The organism is Streptomyces sp. NPDC005438, assembly GCF_040606315.1.
GTDB lineage: Bacteria > Actinomycetota > Actinomycetes > Streptomycetales > Streptomycetaceae > Streptomyces.
Window position 1 is genome coordinate 20,105 of sequence record NZ_JBEXEP010000014.1, and the last position, 17,193, is coordinate 37,297.

Below are 17,193 nucleotides of genomic sequence, written 5' to 3' on the forward strand. Positions count from 1 at the left end.
CATCCGACCGTCGCTCCCGATCACGACGACGAAGGACGGCGATGTCATGACCCGTGTCATCGCGGGGGCGGCCGGTGGGCGCCGTCTCCTCGTGCCCCCGGGTACGGGCACCAGGCCGACATCCGACCGGGCACGTGAGGGCCTGTTCTCCAGTTGGCTGGCACAGTGCGGTGGATCCCTGGCCGAGACGAGGGTGCTCGACCTGTACGCCGGTTCCGGCGCGGTGGGCCTGGAGGCACTGTCACGCGGCGCCGACCACGCGCTGTTGGTCGAGGCGGACTCCCGCGCGGCACGGGTGATCCGGGACAACATCGCGTCCCTGGGCCTGCCGGGCGCCGAACTGCGCACCGGCAAGGTCGCCTCCCTGGTGGCGGAGGGCACCACCGCCCAGCCGTACGACCTCGCCTTCCTGGACCCTCCGTACGCGGTCTCCGACGACGATCTTCGCGAGATCCTGATCACACTCCGGGTCGGGGGCTGGTTGACGGCCGACGCCTTGGTCACCGTGGAGCGGGGCAGCCGTGGCGGACCGTTCCGCTGGCCAGAGGGGTTCGAGGAGCTGCGGTCCCGTCGCTACGGAGAAGGCACCCTTTGGTACGGTCGCGCCGCCGCACCTTTGGCAACGCCCGCGTCATGACTTCTGAGAGCGAGGAACCAGCGTTGCGCCGCGCAGTCTGTCCGGGGTCCTTCGACCCCATCACCAATGGACACCTCGACATCATCGCCCGCGCCTCGAAGCTCTACGACGTGGTGCATGTCGCCGTCATGATCAACAAGTCCAAGCAGGGACTGTTCACGGTCGAGGAACGGATCGCGTTCATCACCGACGAGACCCGCAGCTACGGCAACGTGCAAGTAGAGGCGTTCCGCGGCCTGTTGGTGGACTTCTGCCGGCAGCGGGACATCCCGGCCATCGTCAAGGGCCTCCGCGCCGTCAGCGACTTCGACTACGAACTCCAGATGGCCCAGATGAACAACGGCCTCAGCGGAGTCGAGACCCTCTTTGTCCCCACCAACCCCACGTACAGCTTCCTCTCCTCCAGTCTGGTCAAAGAGGTCGCGGCCTGGGGCGGCGACGTGTCCCACCTCGTCCCTGAGAGCGTGCACAAGGCGTTGACCGAGCGTCTGGCCCGCCCCTGAGCGAGGGGACGCCCCACTCCTCCGCCGCCCCGACAATCGCCCCGGCGGGTGTCGAGTCGGTGGCCGATGGCCGTACAGTCACTCCCGTGGACGTACAGCAAAGACTCGACGAGATCGTCGCGACCATCGCCGGGGCGCGCTCCATGCCCATGTCGGCTTCCTGTGTGGTGAACCGGGCCGAGTTGCTGGAGCAGTTGGAAGAGGTGCGCCAGGCGCTTCCCGGCTCCCTCGCCCAGGCGCAGGAGGTCCTCGGCGGGCGCGAGCAGGTCGTGGCGGACGCCCAGCGGGAGGCCCAGCGGATCGTCCAGTCCGCCGAGACCGAACGCGAGACGCTGGTCGCCCAGACCCAGGTCGCGGTGAGCGCCCAGCAGGAGGCCGACCGCATCCTCGCCGAGGCGCGGCGGGAAGCCGAGTTGGTGCGCGCCGAGGCCGACGACTACGTCGACAGCAAGCTGGCCAACTTCGAGGTGGTGCTGGGCAAGACGGTCGACGCGGTGGAGCGCGGCCGGGAGAAGCTGCTCGGCGCGGAGCCCTCCCCGTCCCTGGGCGAGGCCCCGGAGGGGGACGAGGTGCCCGAGCGCACCGCCGACCCGGAGGAGCTGCGCCGTCGCGCCGACTCCTACGTGGACGCCCGACTGGGCGCCGTCTCGGCGGTGTTGACGAAGACCCTGCAGGCCGTGGGCCGGGGGCGGAAGAAGCTTCTCGGACACCGCCCGATCGACGAACTGGCGGACCACATCGCCGCGCAGGACGGCAACGTCGACTGGAACAACAGCGCCGTCCACGCCAGCGACGACGACTACCTCGCCGGACTGGCCATCCCGACGCCGAGGGGGTCCGAGGATGCGCGGCAGGCGCCTCCCGTTCCGCCGGCCCCGCCGACCGTCGCTCCGCAGGAACCCTGCCCCCCGCCCCAGCACGATCCCTACGTGGCCGCGGCCCCCGAGCAGCCGCCTGCGCCGCCCCAGCAGCACTACCCGGACCCCCAGCCCACGTACGGCCAGGACCCGGGCTACCCGCAGGCCGACCCCTACTACACCGGGTATCCGCAGCAGGGCTACGACCCGTACGGGCAGGGCTACCCCCAGCACGGGTACGACCACCAACACGGCGCGTACCAGCAGGGCTCCTACCAGGGTGCCGATCCCTCGTACCAGGACCCCCACCACTACGCGCAGCAGCAGTACGCCCAGCCGGCACCCGAGCAGAGCGGTGCCCTGGACGAGACCAGCCTCTTCGACACCAGCATGATCGACATCGACCAGCTGAGGCAGTACGAGCAGGGGCACGGCCGCTGACGTCCGGGCCCGGCCCCCGGCTCACCGGGTGGCCGGCCCACTGGATTGGGCGCCACAGGCCAGGTCCAGTATCCTGGCCCTTCGGTCACACATGGCCGTGATCAAAGCTGCCCGGACTCTTCGACGGCCGTTCGACGCGTAGAAAGCAGAGAGCCCTGAACACCACACTGGACCACCGTTCCCCCCTCGTGTTCGACACACGGGAGCTGGGGCGGCGACCCGGTGCGCTCAAGCGCCTCTCTCGTACCGTCGACGCCCCGAAGGACCTGGGTATCGAGGTCATTGGCGTGCCTGAGGGCGCACCGATCGACCTGGACCTCCGTCTGGAGTCGGTCATGGAGGGCGTGCTGGTTACCGGCACCGCCCAGGCGCCGATGAAGGGGGAGTGCGTAAGGTGTCTGGAGCCGCTGGAGCAGCGATGCGAGGCGGACTTCCAGGAGCTGTTCTCCTACCCTGACGCCGACGACCGGAGCCGCCACCCGGCGGAGACCGGCGACGACGCTGAGGAGGAGGACACCTTCTCTCTTGAGGGCGACCTGTTCGACCTCGAACCAGTGCTGCGGGACGCGGTGGTGCTGTCACTGCCGATCCAACCGGTGTGCCGGGAGGACTGCCCCGGGCTCTGCCCCGACTGTGGGGTACGACTCGCGGACGACCCGGAACACGAGCACGAAGGGCCCGTCGACATTCGCTGGGCCGCTTTGCAAGGACTCGCCGAGACCATCTCGGACGGCGAGAAGGACGAGTTGAGCGACGCGGACGCGCGAGCGGGCGTCGACGAGAAGCAGGAGAAGTAGCCGTGGCTGTTCCGAAGCGGAAGATGTCGCGCAGCAACACCCGCCACCGCCGGTCGCAGTGGAAGGCTGCCGTCCCGACGCTGGTGAAGTGCGAGCGCTGCCAGGAGCCCAAGCAGCAGCACATCGCGTGCCCCAGCTGCGGCACCTACAACCGGCGTCAGGTCCTCGCGGTCTGATCGGCGGGTGACAGGCTTCATGTCAGACGCCACGGCGCCTCGTAAAGGCTCGGCGAACGTGGTGGATGCAGCCTCGTCTCACACGGTTCTGGAAGGGCGGCTCGGGTACCAGCTTGAGGCCGCCCTTCTGGTGCGTGCGTTGACACACCGTTCCTTCGCCTACGAGAACGGTGGGCTCCCCACCAACGAACGTCTGGAGTTCCTCGGCGACTCGGTCCTCGGGCTGGTCGTCACCGACACCCTCTACCGCACCCACCCCGACCTGCCCGAAGGGCAGCTCGCCAAGCTGCGGGCCGCGGTCGTCAACTCGCGTGCCCTCGCCGGCGTCGCGCGGGGGCTCGACCTCGGAGCCTTCATCCGGTTGGGCCGGGGCGAGGAGGGAACCGGAGGCCGGGACAAGGCCTCGATCCTGGCCGACACCCTGGAGGCGGTGATCGGAGCGGTCTACCTCGACCAGGGGCTGGAGGCCGCCAGCGCGCTGGTGCACCGGTTGTTCGACCCTCTGATCGAGAAGTCGTCGAACCTGGGTGCCGGCCTCGACTGGAAGACCAGTCTCCAGGAGCTCACGGCCGCCGAGAGCCTCGGCGTCCCCGAGTACCTGGTGAGTGAGACCGGGCCCGATCACGAGAAGACCTTCACGGCTGCTGCCCGCGTCGGTGGTGTCGCGTACGGCACCGGCACTGGCCGCAGCAAGAAGGAGGCGGAGCAGCAGGCTGCCGAGGCGGCCTGGCGCGCCATCCGAGAGGCCACCGACCAGTCCGCGAAGGCTCCGCAGCCTGGTTCGGTGGACGGTGCCTCGCCCAGGACGAGTTCGTCGGACTGACCGCACCGGCCCCGGGATCCCGGGGCCGGCCCGGCGGTGTCCCGTACGAGGAGAACAGGCGTGCCCGAGCTGCCCGAGGTCGAGGTGGTACGTCGTGGGCTGGAACGGTGGATAGCCGGCCGTACCGTGGCCGAGGTCCAGGTGCTCCACCCACGTGCCACCCGACGCCACCTCGCCGGCCCCGAGGACTTCGTCGGTCGGCTGGTCGGGCAGCGGTTGGGCGTGCCCTCCCGGAGGGGCAAGTACCTCTGGATCCCGATGACAGGCGAGCACCACTCGGTCCTCGCCCACCTGGGGATGAGCGGTCAACTGCTGGTCCAACCACAGGACGCTCCCCATGAGCGCCACCTGCGGATCCGGCTGGCCTTCGCCGATCCGCTCGGCACCGAACTGCGCTTCGTCGACCAACGCACCTTCGGAGGACTGTCCCTCCACCCGGACGACGACGCCGGGCTGCCGGACGTCATCGGGCACATCGCCCGCGACCCGCTGGACCCCCACTTCCACGAGGAGCGGTTCCTCGCCGCGCTGCGTCGTCGCCGCACCACCATCAAGCGGGCCCTGCTGGACCAGACGCTGATCAGCGGGGTGGGGAACATCTACGCCGACGAGGCCCTGTGGCGTTCCCGGCTGCACTACGAGCGCCCGACGTCCACGCTCACCCGCCCCAAGGTCGTCGAGCTGCTCACCCATGTCCGTGCGGTGATGAACGAGGCCCTGGCCGCCGGCGGCACCAGTTTCGACAGCCTCTACGTGAACATCAACGGCGAGTCCGGCTACTTCGACCGTTCCCTGGACGCCTACGGCCGGGAAGGGGAGCCCTGCCGGCGTTGCGGCACCAGGATGCGCCGGCGCCCCTGGATGAACCGGTCCAGCTACTTCTGTCCACGGTGCCAGCGTTCACCTCGCGCCTCGGCTCTCGCACCCTCCTGAACCGGGCCGGGGCTGTTGAGCCCTTGGCGTCCCCTGTTCGGGGAGATCGGTGGGAACCCAGCCGACTAGAAGCCGAACTCCTGGGTCCACCAGGGGCCGCCCTCGCCGAAGTGCACGCCCACACCCAGCGACCGGTGCTCGCAGTTGAGGATGTTCTGCCGGTGTCCCGGGCTCTTCATCCAGGTCCGCATCACCGCTTCGGCGTCCGCCTGGCCCCGGGCGATGTTCTCCCCACCCAGGTTCTTGACCCCCTGCTCCTCGGCGCGCTGCCAGGGCGTCTTGCCGTCCGGCGAGGTGTGGTCGAAGAAGTCCTCGCTGGCCATCGACTTGCTGAAGTCCCGGGCCAGTTCCGTGAGTTGGGGGCTGGCGGTGACCGGTTGGCAGCCGGCCCTGGCCCGGCGCTGGTTCACCAGGGACAGGACCGTGGCCTCGGTCGCCGTCTCGGTGTCCGCGCTGGCGGGGCTGCCGGTCGCCGGCTCGTCCTCGGAAGGAGGCGGGGAACTGGGCGTCTCCGCCTCGTCGCCCCCGTCCGGTGCTGAGCTGTCGCCGCTGCCGGGGGAGCGCCCTGGGGAGTGATCGGAGGACTCGTGCGGTTTCGGCTTGTGGGAGTGGTCCGGGTTCTTGCCCGAGCCGAACCGTGAGTCGTCGGTGGGCTGGTGCGAAGGCGCGGTGCTGGGCAGGTCCGAGGGGCGGTCGGCGCGGACCCGGTCGGCCGGGCCCTGCGGGCTGCCGACGGTGTAGTTGCCGCCGGGACCTGGTATCAGCCCGGACGCCACGGCCACGGCGCCCATGGCGACGGCGGCCGAGGCGCCGACCAGTCCGGTTCGTACGGGCACCAGAGACTTGCGACGTGCCTTCTTCTGTTCGGCCCTAGACTCGCCGGCGTCGGCGGGGGCGCTGGGAAACTCAGCGGTAGGCGGGGTGTCGCGTCTGTGGCGGCCCATCTACAGTCCGGTCCTCACATGCTCGGTCGACGGCTGTCACTCTCTCGGGTGAGACCCATTGACGCGTGACTGTATGGCATGGGCCCTGTCCATGCACGGGCAGGTACCGGATTACGTCAGACACCACAGGGGGCGCCGGGAAGCCCGAGTAGGTGTGGGCCGGACACACCGATAGCGTGACGATCCATGGAAGCGAGCGAGCACACCGCCGAGGCGCGGATGACGGTCTGGGTACGGGGTCGGGTGCAGGGTGTGGGGTTCCGTTGGTTTACCAGAGCCAACGCTCTGCGGATCGGCGGTCTGCGCGGTTTCGCCCTCAACCTGGGGGATGGTCGGGTCCAGGTGGTGGCTGAGGGGAATCGTGCGCAATGTGAGGAACTGCTGGAATGGCTCAAAGAGGGCGATACTCCCGGCCGGGTCGACGGTGTCACCGAGATCTGGGATTCGCCTCGTGGTGGCTACAACGGTTTTGCGATTCGTTAATCCGTCGCTATTGCCATACCTCAGGTGACGTGCAAAGCTGCCGCCCAAGCGCCACAGGAAATGATCTTTCTCCCCTCGGCCCACCGCGTGATCGCGCTGGATTTTCAAGGCAATGGGGGCCTGTGGGCTGTGATCGTGTTGACCGCCAAACCTTTTGGTGAGACTCTGGAAGCCCCGCGCACACAGGACATGTTTGACCCTGGGGCTCGAGGCAGGGGCGAACACGCGGGTTACGCATCCCTCACGACCCATATCGCTGCGGTCGGTCACTCATTTCGGAGGACCATCCATCATGGCAAAGGCGCTTCTCGGTTACGTCGGCGGATCCGACCCCCGAGTCCTCGTCGAGATGCGACGGCTTCAGCAGCGCGTCCAGGACCTGGAATCCGAGCTTGTGCGAGTCCAGGCTGAGAATGACGCGCTGTCCGCCGCCGCTCGGCATGACTCTCTGCTTGACAGCATTGACGTATCCAAGGCGGAGCCTGCGCTGACCTGACCCCGCCCACCGGGCCGGTCGGGCTGCTGCACAGCCAACCGCTTACGGCACTGCAAGGGACGCTACGGCGTCCCTTTGTCGTTTCCAACCTCCCGTTTTTGCCTACCGTCTGCTTGCCCTGCCGGTTCCGTGGCGAAACCCCGGAATATGACAGCCAGTTGAAAGCCCGAGGCGTATCGCGGCGGAGCGTCGCGTGCCCGGGAGAGTAGAGTCCGACGCCGTGCACCTCAAGAGCCTGACCCTCCGGGGGTTCAAGTCCTTCGCCTCCGCCACCACGTTGCGCTTCGAGCCCGGCATCACCTGTGTGGTGGGCCCCAACGGTTCCGGCAAGTCCAACGTGGTGGACGCCCTGTCCTGGGTCATGGGGGAGCAGGGCGCCAAGTCGCTGCGCGGCGGGAAGATGGAGGACGTCATCTTCGCCGGCACCACCGGGCGGCCACCGCTGGGCCGGGCCGAGGTGTCGTTGACGATCGACAACACCGACGGTGCTCTGCCGATCGAGTACTCCGAGGTGACGATCACCCGGATCATGTTCCGCAACGGCGGCAGCGAGTACCAGCTCAACGGCGACACCTGCCGCCTTCTGGACATCCAGGAACTCCTGTCCGACTCCGGGATCGGCCGGGAGATGCACGTGATCGTCGGGCAGGGGCAGCTCGACGGCGTACTGCACGCCGACCCGACCGGTCGCAGGGCCTTCATCGAGGAGGCCGCCGGCGTCCTCAAGCACCGCAAGCGCAAGGAGAAGGCGCTGCGCAAGCTGGACGCGATGCAGGCCAACCTCGCCCGCGTCCAGGACCTCACGGACGAACTGCGGCGGCAGTTGAAGCCCCTGGGGCGCCAGGCCGCTGTCGCCCGCAAGGCCGCCGTGATCCAGGCCGACCTGCGGGACGCCCGGCTACGTCTCCTCGCCGACGACCTCGGCAACCTCCGGGAGGCGCTACGTACCGAGCTGGCCGACGAGGCCGCCCTGAAGGAACGCAGGGGTGTGGTCGAGGCGCGGGTCAAGGAAGCGTTGCGGCGGGAGGCGGCCCTGGAACACCAGGCGCACACGTTGTCGCCGAAGCTCCAGCAGGCCCGTGACACCTGGTACGAACTGTCCCAACTCGCCGAGCGGATCCGGGGCACCATCAGCCTGGCCGACGCACGGGTACACAGCGCCCGGTCCGCACCGGAGACCGAGCGGAGGGGCAGGGACCCGGAGGAGCTGGAACGGGAGGCCCAGCGGATCCGGGAACAGGAGGCGGAGTTGGAGGCCGCTCTGGAGGCGGCACAGCGCGCCCTGGACGACACCGTCGAGCACCGGGCCGAGTTGGAGCGCCAGTTGGCGCAGGAGGAGCGCCGGCTGAAGGACGAGGCCCGCGCTCTCGCCGACCGCCGGGAGGGTCTGGCCAGGCTCGGGGCGCAGGCCCAGGCGGCCCACAGCCGCGCGGCGTCGGCGCGGTCGGAGATCGAGCGACTGGAGTCCTCCCGCGAGCAGGCGCTCGCCCGGGCGGAGGCGGCCAGAACCGAGTACGAGGCGTTGAAGGCCGAGGTCGAGACGCTGGAGTCCGACGACAGCCAGCTGGCGGATTCCCTGGAGGCGGCGAAGCGCGCCCTGAGCGAGGCGGAGAGTGAACTGTCCACGGCTCGGGAGACGGCCACCGTCCTGGAGCGTGAGCGGGCCGCGACGTCGGCGCGGCACGACGCGCTGGCCCTGGGGCTCCAGCGCAAGGACGGTTCGGGTGCCCTGTGGGAGGCCCGCGAGCGGTTGGGCGGCCTGCTGGGGCCGACCGCCGAGCTGCTCAGGGTCACCGCCGGTTTCGAGACACCGATCGCCACGGCTCTGGGCGCCGCGGCGGACGCCATCGCAGTGGAGGACGTGGCGTCCGCCGCGGAGGCCCTGCGGTTGCTGCGTAAACAGGACTCCGGTCGGGTGGCCATGGTGGTCGCCGGCGACGACGGCGGGGGGCGCGTACGGGTCCCGGTGGAGGACCCCCTGCCCCTTGGCACGCGCGCGGTGGAGTTGGTGCAGGCCCCCGAGCCTCTGATGCCCGCCGTCCGGGCGCTGCTGGACGGGGTGGTGGTGGTCCGAACCCTGGAGGACGCGGAGGAACTCCTCACCCAGCAGCCCCTGTTGACGGTTGTCACCGCCGAGGGTGACCTGCTGGGACGCCCCCTGACCCGAGGTGGGTCGGCCGGGGCGCCCAGCATGTTGGAGGCGCAGGCGGCCGTGGACGAGGCCGCACGGGAACTGGAGGAACTGGCCGTACGCTCCGAGGAGGCCGCCGGCGCCCTGGAGCGGGCACGGGAGCGTCGCCGGGAGTCCGCGCAGCTCGTGGAGGACTACTCCCGCCGGGTCAGCGCCGCCGAGCGGGAACGTTCCAAGGTGGCCGGCGACCTGGGCCGGCTCGGGGGGCAGGCCCGAGCCGCCGCGGAGGAGGCCGAGCGGTCCACCGAGTCGGCGGCCCGGGCGGAGGAGGCGGCGGAGCGGGCCGAGGCGGAGGCCGCGGAGTTGGCCGAGCGGTTGGAAGCGGCCAGGGAAGCCCAGGATGACGACGTGGAGCCGGACACCTCGGTGCGGGACCGGCTCTCGGCCGACGGCGCCAACGCCCGGCAGACCGAGATGGAGGCCCGCCTCCAGGTGCGCACCCATGAGGAGCGGGTCAAGGGACTCGCGGGCCGGGCGGAGGGGCTGGACCGTGCCGCGCGGGCGGAGCGGGAGTCCCGGCGGCGGGCGGAGCAGCGGCAGGCCCGGTTGCGGCACGAAGCCGAGGTGGCCGAAGCGGTGGCCTCGGGTGCCCGACAGTTGCTGGCCCATGTGGAGGTCTCCCTACGGCGTGCCGACGAGGACAGGCAGGCCGTGGAGGCGGCGAAGGAGGAGCGCGAGCGGGCTTTGGTGGCCGAGCGGAACCAGGCCAGGGAGCTGAAGGACGAGCTGGACAAGCTCACGGACTCCATGCACCGGGGTGAGGTGCTGGGAGCCGAGAAGCGGCTGCGTATCGAGCAGTTGGAGGCCCGGGCCCTGGAGGAGCTGGGCGTGGAGCCGAACGTGCTGATCGCGGAGTACGGCCCCGGGCAACTGGTGCCGCCGTCACCGCCGGCCGAGGGCGAGGAGTTGCCCGAGGACCCGGAGCACCCGCGCAACAAGCCGGTGCCCTTCGTACGGGCTGAGCAGGAGAAGCGCCTGAAGGCGGCGGAACGGGCGTATCAGAAGCTGGGGAAGATCAACCCGCTGGCGCTGGAGGAGTTCGCCGCGTTGGAGGAGCGGCACCAGTTCCTCAGCGAGCAGTTGGAGGACCTGAAGAAGACCCGCGCCGACCTGCTGAACGTGGTGAAGGAGGTTGACGAACGCGTGGAGCAGGTCTTCACGGAGGCGTACCACGACACGGCCCGTGAGTTCGAGGGAGTCTTCTCGCGGCTGTTCCCCGGTGGCGAGGGGCGGCTGGTGCTAACCGACCCGGAGAACATGCTGACCACCGGGGTGGACGTGGAGGCCCGGCCGCCGGGCAAGAAGGTGAAACGGCTCTCCCTGCTGTCCGGCGGGGAACGTTCGCTGACCGCGGTCGCCCTGCTGGTCTCGATCTTCAAGGCCAGGCCCAGTCCGTTCTACGTGATGGACGAGGTGGAGGCCGCCTTGGACGACACCAACCTCCAACGCCTCATCCGCATCATGGAGGAGCTCAAGGACAGCTCGCAGCTGATCGTCATCACCCACCAGAAGCGGACCATGGAAGTCGGGGACGCGCTCTACGGGGTGTCGATGCAGGGCGACGGTGTGTCCAAGGTGATCAGCCAGCGACTCGGCTGAGCCCTCATCCTCCCCGCGCCGTCGGCGCGACGACGGGGGGATCGGCGAGGGGCTGGTTGCGGGGACTCCTGGTGACGCCGCACGAGGCGAGCACTGACGGGGTTTCACTCGTTGAAGCTCGAAGTTTCATGTTCGTGCTCTCAGCGGCTTCTCGCGAGGTATTGACTTCGAAGTCTGAACGCATAGCCTCAAGTTGGCCGTCAGAGCCATTCAACTGCTGGCCGTCTGTTCCGCGCTTTCCCGAAGGCTCCCCGTTCGAGGGGCCACCGTGGGCGAGGGCGGTGAGATGTGCGCACCCGTGGCCCCGCGAGGTACGGGTCGTGGATGGTCCGGCGGTTTCACGCGATCTTCGTCCCCCCTCGTGGCCCCCTCGCCTCCGGGCGCGGAAGCCGGGGGAGGGGCGTGGGAGGGGACGGGCCAAACCCCGCCGCCCGACTCCTCGCTTCAGGTACTGCCCCGACTCGAAGGGTCGGGGCAGTACCGTTGCGGGGCAGCGCCAGGGGGCGGTCCCGGAAGCTGGTTCATCCGCGTTCACCCGGGGCGCCGACGACCTGTCGCGCCGATGTCCGGGGCCCTTGGCCGATACTGGTGGAGTTATGGAATTCGTCATCCTTGCAGTAGTGATCGCCGTGATCGCGCTTGGCGTGGTCGCCGGACTCGTGGTCAGTGGCCGCAGGAAGCAGTCGCCGAGCGCCCCTCCTGAGAGTGGCCCGGCCACCACCGCGCCTCCCATCGAACCCCATGTCGGAGAGGAGGCCGAGGGCGAACCGGAGGGCGCCACCCGCACCGTCGACGAGGTGGAACTGCCCGAACCCGAGGTCACCACGGTCGAGGCCCCGGAGCCGACGGCCGGACGACTGGTGCGGTTGCGGACGCGTCTGTCGCGGTCGCAGAACTCCCTTGGCAAGGGGTTGCTCAGCCTGCTCTCCCGGGACCGTCTGGACGAGGACACCTGGGAGGAGGTCGAGGACACCCTCATCACCGCCGACGTGGGCGTGGCGCCCACCCAGGAGCTGGTGGAGCGGTTGCGGGAGCGGGTGCGGGTCCTCGGCACGCGTACCCCGGAGGAGCTTCGTACGCTGCTGCGCGAGGAGTTGCTGACCCTGGTCGGGCCGGACCTGGACCGCACCGTCCACGCCGAGGGCAAGCCCGGTGTGGTCATGGTGGTGGGCGTCAACGGCACCGGTAAGACCACCACCAGCGGGAAGCTGGCGCGCGTGCTGGTGGCTGACGGCAAGTCGGTCCTGCTGGGCGCGGCCGACACCTTCCGTGCCGCCGCCGCCGACCAGTTGGAGACCTGGGGCGAGCGCGTGGGCGCGCGGACGGTGCGCGGTCCCGAGGGTGGCGACCCCGCTTCGGTGGCCTTTGACGCCGTCAAGGCGGGCATCGACGAGCAGGTGGACGCCGTGCTGGTGGACACCGCCGGGCGGTTGCACACCAAGACCGGGCTCATGGACGAGCTGGGCAAGGTGAAGCGGGTCGTGGAGAAGCAGCGCCCGGTGGACGAGGTGCTGCTGGTCCTGGACGCCACCACCGGGCAGAACGGTCTGGTGCAGGCCCGGGTGTTCGCGGAGGTCGTGGACATCACCGGCATCGTGCTGACCAAGCTGGACGGTACGGCCAAGGGCGGCATCGTCGTCGCCGTACAACGTGAACTGGGCGTACCGGTCAAGCTGGTGGGCCTGGGCGAGGGCGCCGACGACCTCGCGCCCTTCGAGCCCGAGGCGTTCGTGGAGGCGTTGATCGGCGACTGACGCGCGGGCGCCGTCGCCGCGCCATGACCGCGATGTGGTGTGAGGCCCGAGGAGTCCCCTCGGGCCTCAACTCTGTGCGGGTACCACTCCGTTGAGGCCCCGGGCCACGCGGTGGCAGACGTACGCCAGGGTGCCCAGCAGCAGGCGGGCCGGCGGGGGGCGCCGTGCCCCCTCCGCCGTCGGCGCGCGGAGCCAGCGCACCGGGCCGAGCCCGCCGAGGTCGGAGGGGGGAGCGGCGATGTGCTGGCCCGGGCCCAGGCCGCGCAGGTCGAGCGTGACCCCTTCCCAGCCCATGCGGTACAGCAGGTCAGGCAGGTCGGCGCAGGCTCCGGGCGCCACCAGGAACCAGGCACGGTGGTGCGGGGTGACCGCCACCGGCCCCAGGGGGAGGCCCATCCGCTCCAGCCGGGCCACCGCGTGGTGGGCGGCGGACTCGGCGATCTCCAGTACGTCGAAACGGCGTCCCACCGCCAGCATCACGGAGGCGTCCGAGGGGGTGTGCCCGCGTCGCGGTGGCCGGTCGGGCCCGGGATCCGCCGCCGGGTCACCGGCCAGTGGATGTGCTCCGGGGGCGAGGCAGTTCGCCCGGCCGCAGGAGCAGCGCAGTCGTCCGTCGATCTTCGTGGCCCGGGCTCCGGGGACGACCGGCCAGCCCCAGCGGTCGGCGTACTCGGTCACCGCGTCCTGGACGCGGTGACGGTCCTGGCGTGTGCCCCCCGGGCGTAGCACGGTCGGGCGTGGCGCCCGCGTCTGTCGGATCCCACCGATCGTGAAGCCCATGCTCCCTCCAACGGTCCGGCCCGGTACGTGGTTACGTGGGGCGCCGGCTGGGCCCCGTCGTGGGCGTCTTCCCAGCGGTGTTCGACGACGTTTCCGGCGCCGAACAAGTCAACAGCCCCGAGCGTCAAGGCGGTTCAAAAGGAGGGGTGGCGAAGGGTGGCGATTGGGTAGACCATCTCCCGGGACAGTGACTGTTGAACTACTTTCAGTTCGCACGATGGAGGCAGAAGTGCTGGCGTGGGTATGCCGGAGGCACACGACAAGATGACCGGCGGACACCAAGGGTGCCTTCCTCGCCACAGGACGCAGTTCCTCAGGGACGCCGCCACCACCGGCGGGAAACGGAACCAGAGGGGGCGTGAGCGGTGCGGGCCAGCGAGAGCGACGTCGTGATCACCGAGAACGCCGGCAGGAGTGAGAAGAAGCCCAACGAAGCGCTCCGTTCCTGGTTCCTGCGCAGCGGCTGGTCCAAGGGCGAGCTGGCGCGGCAGGTGAACCGCCGCGCGCGGCGACTGGGCGCGCACCACATCAGCACCGACACCTCCCGGGTGCGGCGGTGGCTGGACGGCGAGCAGCCCCGGGAACCCATCCCCCGGATACTGTCCGAGCTGTTCTCCGAGCGCTTCGGCGCCGTGATCTCCCCGGAGGACCTGGGCCTACGCGCCCCGCGTCCCTCGGGTGACTCGGGAGCGGACCTCCCGTGGGCCGGGCAGCCCACCCTGGCGATGATCCACGACTTCTCCCGCAGCGACCTGATGCTGGCCCGCCGCGGATTCCTGGGCGCCTCGCTGTCCATGACGGCCGGTGCCGCGCTCGTGGAACCGATGCAACGGTGGCTGGTGCCCACCCCGCCGTCGGAGCGGCCGCTCCCCGGGGAGCCGCCGGTTCCCGTGCCGGACGGACGGGAGACCGTGCGAGGTCACCTGTCCGTCGTCCAGGGGGGAGCGACGAGGTCCAAGCGGTTGGATAAACGTTCCCCCAGGATCTCCCTGCCGGAGGTGAGCCAGCTGGAACAGACCACCGCCATGTTCCGCCGCTGGGACGCCCACTGCGGCGGGGGGCTGCGGCGCAAGGCGGTGGTGGGCCAACTCCACGAGGTCACCGAGCTGTTGAGGGAGTGCCAGTCGAGTCGGGTGACCCCGCGACTGTTCCGGGTGACGGCCGAACTGGCGGAGCTGGCCGGGTGGATGAGCTACGACGTGGGGTTGCAGCCCACGGCGCAGAAGTACTTCGTCCTGGCCCTCCACGCGGCCAAGGAGGCCGAGGACCAGGCGCTGGGCGCGTACATCCTGTCCAACATGAGCCGCCAGATGACGCATCTTGGCCGCCCCGACGACGCGCTGGAACTCATCCACCTCGCCCAGTACGGCAGCCGTGAGGAAGCCACCCCGCGTACCCAGGCGATGCTGTACGCGGTGGAGGCCCGGGCGTACGCGAACCTGGGGGAGCCGGGCAAGTGCAAACGGGCCACGCGGATGGCCGAGGACGCCTTCGAGGACGTCGAACCTCACCACCGGGAACCGGACTGGATCACCTTCTTCACCGAGGGCGAGCTGTACGCGGAGTGTGCCCACGCCTACCGTGACCTGGCCTACGTGGCCGGCCGAAGCCCGAGTTACGCCTCGCTGGCCCGGCCGATCATGGAGAAGGCGGTGTCCCTGTTCGCCCGGGAACTGGCCGAGGGGCCCGGTGTCGGGCACCGCCGTTCCTACGCCCTCAACCTCATCGGCCTGGCCACCGTGCACCTGCTGCAAAGGGAACCGGAGGGCTGCGCCTCCCTGGCCGGACAGGCCTGCGACGTCGCCGCCCAGATCCGTTCCGAGCGGGTCAACAACCGGCTGCGCAGCACCGGGGCCAAGGCCGAACAGGACTTCGGGCATGTCGCCGACGTGGTGCGACTGGGGCAGCGGATCAAGTCCGAACTCCCGGACCCCGCCGCCCTCGCGGCGGCCGGCTGAGCGGGGACGATCCGTACGGGGGCGGTCCCGTGGTTGGCGCGCAGCATAGCGAGGCGGGCCCCGTGAGGCACCCCCTTCATGTGGACGTAACAAGGGCGGGTACATCGTCACGCCCGGGAAACACCGCACGACTCCTCGGGAAACGGCCCTCGGAAAACCTGGGCGACATCCTGGCCGACCAGACCTGCCCGCACGGGTCGTGAATCGAGGAGACGTCCATTGAATGGAGCGGATACAGCATTCGTGCTGATCAGCGCGGCCTTGGTCATGCTGATGACACCGGGACTCGCCTTCTTCTACGGCGGGATGGTGCGCGTCAAGAGCGCGCTCAACATGCTGATGATGTCCTTCATCTCGCTGGGAGTCATCAGCGTGCTGTGGGTCCTCTACGGCTACTCACTCGCCTTCGGCACCGACCACGGTGGCGTCATCGGAGGCTTCGACCACCTCGGACTCAAGGGCATCAGCGTCGACACCCTGACCGACGGCAAGGAGGGCATTCCGGTCTTCGCGTTCGTCTGCTTCCAGCTGATGTTCGCCGTACTGACCCCCGCTCTGATGAGCGGTGCCCTGGCTGACCGGGTGCGGTTCAGCGCCTGGACCCTCTTCATCGCGTTGTGGGTCACCATCGTCTACTTCCCGGTCGCCCACTGGGTCTGGGCCGAGGGTGGCTGGCTGTACGAGTTGGAGGTCATCGACTTCGCCGGCGGTACCGCGGTCCACATCAACGCCGGCGTCGGCGCGCTGGCCGCCGTACTGGTGGTCGGCAAGCGCATCGGCTTCCGCAAGGACCCCATGCGCCCGCACAGCCTTCCGCTGGTCGTCCTGGGCGCCGCGCTGCTGTGGTTCGGGTGGTTCGGGTTCAACGCCGGTTCCGAACTGGCCGCCGACGGCACCGCCGCCAGCATGGCCCTGAATACCCAGGTCGCGACCGGTGCCGCCATGCTCGGGTGGCTCGGTTACGAACGGATCCGCCACGGAGCGTTCACGACACTGGGCGCCGCCTCCGGTGCCATCGCCGGACTGGTCGCCATCACTCCCTCCGGCGCCCACGTCAACGCGCTCGGAGCCATCCTGATCGGCGTGGTGGCGGGAGCCGTCTGCTCCTGGGCCGTCAGCCTCAAGTACAAGCTCGGCTACGACGACTCGCTCGACGTGGTCGGGGTGCACCTGGTCGGCGGCGTGGTCGGAACCCTGCTCGTCGGGGTGCTCGCCATCGACGGGTTGGCCGGTGCCGGCCAACTCGGCAAGCAGGCCGTCGGAGCCTTCTCGGTGATGGCGTACTCCTTCGTGGTCTCCTGGCTGATCGCCAAGGTGGTGGACCTGTCGGTCGGCTTCCGGGCCACCGAGGACGACGAGCGTGCCGGCCTGGACCAGGGCTACCACGCGGAAACCGCGTACGACTTCAGCGCGATCACCGGATCCACCACCCGCAAGTCCGCTACGTCGGCGCCGCAGGAGAGCAGGAGGGTTGACGCGTGAAACTCATCACCGCGGTCATCAAGCCGCACCAACTGGACCAGGTGAAGGACGCGTTGCAGGCGTTCGGCGTCGCCGGTCTGACCGTGACCGAGGCCAGTGGTTACGGACGCCAGCACGGCCACACCGAGGTCTACCGCGGCGCCGAGTACACCATCGACCTCGTCCCCAAGATCCGCATCGAGGTACTGGCCGAGGACGAGGACGCCGAACAGCTCATCGAGGTGGTCGTCAAGGCCTCCCGTACCGGAAAGATCGGCGACGGCAAGGTCTGGAGCGTGCCGGTCGACACGGCGGTACGGGTTCGCACCGGCGAGCGCGGTCCCGACGCGCTCTGAGCAG

Annotated in this window: 16 protein-coding genes; 14 read left to right on the forward strand and 2 right to left on the reverse strand. The window is 69.8% G+C overall.

The window, feature by feature from the left end; genetic code table 11:
• Window positions 1-46: 46 nt before the first annotated feature.
• The 7 genes from rsmD (at window position 47) to mutM (ending at window position 5,167) form a co-directional block, all read left to right on the forward strand.
• Window positions 47-637, forward strand: coding sequence for a 16S rRNA (guanine(966)-N(2))-methyltransferase RsmD (gene rsmD / locus ABZT14_RS23745; RefSeq protein WP_356306064.1), 591 nt, complete (start codon window positions 47-49; stop codon window positions 635-637).
• A gap of 23 nt (window positions 638-660) precedes the next feature.
• Entirely contained in the window at window positions 661-1,140 is a 480-nt protein-coding gene (coaD, locus tag ABZT14_RS23750; protein WP_356306233.1) for a pantetheine-phosphate adenylyltransferase, read from the forward strand.
• An 86-nt stretch (window positions 1,141-1,226) separates the two neighbouring features.
• Entirely contained in the window at window positions 1,227-2,438 is a 1,212-nt protein-coding gene (locus tag ABZT14_RS23755) for a cell division initiation protein (protein ID WP_356306066.1), read from the forward strand.
• 155 nt (window positions 2,439-2,593) lie between these two features.
• Window positions 2,594-3,235, forward strand: a complete 642-nt coding sequence (locus ABZT14_RS23760; protein WP_356306235.1) for a YceD family protein — start codon at window positions 2,594-2,596, stop codon at window positions 3,233-3,235.
• A 2-nt stretch (window positions 3,236-3,237) separates the two neighbouring features.
• Window positions 3,238-3,411 carry a 50S ribosomal protein L32 gene (gene rpmF / locus ABZT14_RS23765; protein ID WP_356306067.1) on the forward strand — a complete coding sequence of 58 codons (174 nt, stop codon included), beginning with the start codon at window positions 3,238-3,240 and terminating at the stop codon, window positions 3,409-3,411.
• Between the two features lie 19 nt (window positions 3,412-3,430).
• Window positions 3,431-4,234 (forward strand): ribonuclease III, encoded by an 804-nt coding sequence (rnc, locus tag ABZT14_RS23770; protein WP_356306068.1) that lies wholly within the window; start codon window positions 3,431-3,433, stop codon window positions 4,232-4,234.
• A gap of 60 nt (window positions 4,235-4,294) precedes the next feature.
• Entirely contained in the window at window positions 4,295-5,167 is an 873-nt protein-coding gene (gene mutM / locus ABZT14_RS23775) for a bifunctional DNA-formamidopyrimidine glycosylase/DNA-(apurinic or apyrimidinic site) lyase (protein ID WP_356306070.1), read from the forward strand.
• A gap of 65 nt (window positions 5,168-5,232) precedes the next feature.
• Here mutM and ABZT14_RS23780 read toward each other — a convergent pair whose 3' ends face one another.
• On the reverse strand, window positions 5,233-6,003 hold the full coding sequence (locus ABZT14_RS23780; RefSeq protein ID WP_356306072.1) for a CAP domain-containing protein: 771 nt from the start codon (window positions 6,001-6,003) through the stop codon (window positions 5,233-5,235).
• A gap of 294 nt (window positions 6,004-6,297) precedes the next feature.
• On the opposite strand from ABZT14_RS23780, the gene ABZT14_RS23785 reads away from it, so the two are divergent.
• From ABZT14_RS23785 to ftsY, 4 genes are all read left to right on the forward strand, one after another.
• Complete coding sequence (locus ABZT14_RS23785) at window positions 6,298-6,594, forward strand: acylphosphatase (protein ID WP_356306074.1); 297 nt, start codon at window positions 6,298-6,300, stop codon at window positions 6,592-6,594.
• Window positions 6,595-6,886: 292 nt separating this feature from the next.
• The gene (locus tag ABZT14_RS23790) at window positions 6,887-7,090 is read left to right on the forward strand and encodes a hypothetical protein (protein WP_356306076.1); all 204 of its coding nucleotides are present in this window, start codon (window positions 6,887-6,889) and stop codon (window positions 7,088-7,090) included.
• A 220-nt stretch (window positions 7,091-7,310) separates the two neighbouring features.
• Window positions 7,311-10,880: a chromosome segregation protein SMC gene (smc, locus tag ABZT14_RS23795; RefSeq protein ID WP_356306237.1), complete on the forward strand. Its 3,570-nt coding sequence runs from the start codon at window positions 7,311-7,313 to the stop codon at window positions 10,878-10,880.
• A gap of 596 nt (window positions 10,881-11,476) precedes the next feature.
• A complete protein-coding gene (gene ftsY / locus ABZT14_RS23800; RefSeq protein ID WP_356306078.1) occupies window positions 11,477-12,634 on the forward strand; it encodes a signal recognition particle-docking protein FtsY in 1,158 nt (385 codons plus the stop codon).
• A gap of 66 nt (window positions 12,635-12,700) precedes the next feature.
• Here ftsY and ABZT14_RS23805 read toward each other — a convergent pair whose 3' ends face one another.
• Window positions 12,701-13,414, reverse strand: coding sequence for a DNA primase (locus ABZT14_RS23805; RefSeq protein ID WP_356306080.1), 714 nt, complete (start codon window positions 13,412-13,414; stop codon window positions 12,701-12,703).
• Window positions 13,415-13,779: 365 nt separating this feature from the next.
• Between ABZT14_RS23805 and ABZT14_RS23810 the strand changes: the two genes are divergently transcribed.
• From ABZT14_RS23810 to ABZT14_RS23820, 3 genes are all read left to right on the forward strand, one after another.
• Window positions 13,780-15,372, forward strand: coding sequence for a hypothetical protein (locus ABZT14_RS23810; protein WP_356306082.1), 1,593 nt, complete (start codon window positions 13,780-13,782; stop codon window positions 15,370-15,372).
• Window positions 15,373-15,591: 219 nt separating this feature from the next.
• Entirely contained in the window at window positions 15,592-16,854 is a 1,263-nt protein-coding gene (locus ABZT14_RS23815; RefSeq protein WP_356306084.1) for an ammonium transporter, read from the forward strand.
• A complete protein-coding gene (locus ABZT14_RS23820; protein ID WP_356306086.1) occupies window positions 16,851-17,189 on the forward strand; it encodes a P-II family nitrogen regulator in 339 nt (112 codons plus the stop codon). The genes ABZT14_RS23815 and ABZT14_RS23820 overlap by 4 nt, the downstream gene beginning before the upstream one ends.
• Window positions 17,190-17,193: the final 4 nt, after the last annotated feature.

Bases quoted from the DNA above. Each gene is read 5' to 3' on its own strand.
- ABZT14_RS23805 (WP_356306080.1), bottom strand. From the start codon at position 13,414: ATGGGCTTCACGATCGGTGGGATCCGACAGACGCGGGCGCCACGCCCG.
- ftsY (WP_356306078.1), top strand. From the start codon at position 11,477: ATGGAATTCGTCATCCTTGCAGTAGTGATCGCCGTGATCGCGCTTGGC.
- rsmD (WP_356306064.1), top strand. From the start codon at position 47: ATGACCCGTGTCATCGCGGGGGCGGCCGGTGGGCGCCGTCTCCTCGTG.
- ABZT14_RS23785 (WP_356306074.1), top strand. From the start codon at position 6,298: ATGGAAGCGAGCGAGCACACCGCCGAGGCGCGGATGACGGTCTGGGTA.
- rnc (WP_356306068.1), top strand. From the start codon at position 3,431: ATGTCAGACGCCACGGCGCCTCGTAAAGGCTCGGCGAACGTGGTGGAT.
- ABZT14_RS23790 (WP_356306076.1), top strand. From the start codon at position 6,887: ATGGCAAAGGCGCTTCTCGGTTACGTCGGCGGATCCGACCCCCGAGTC.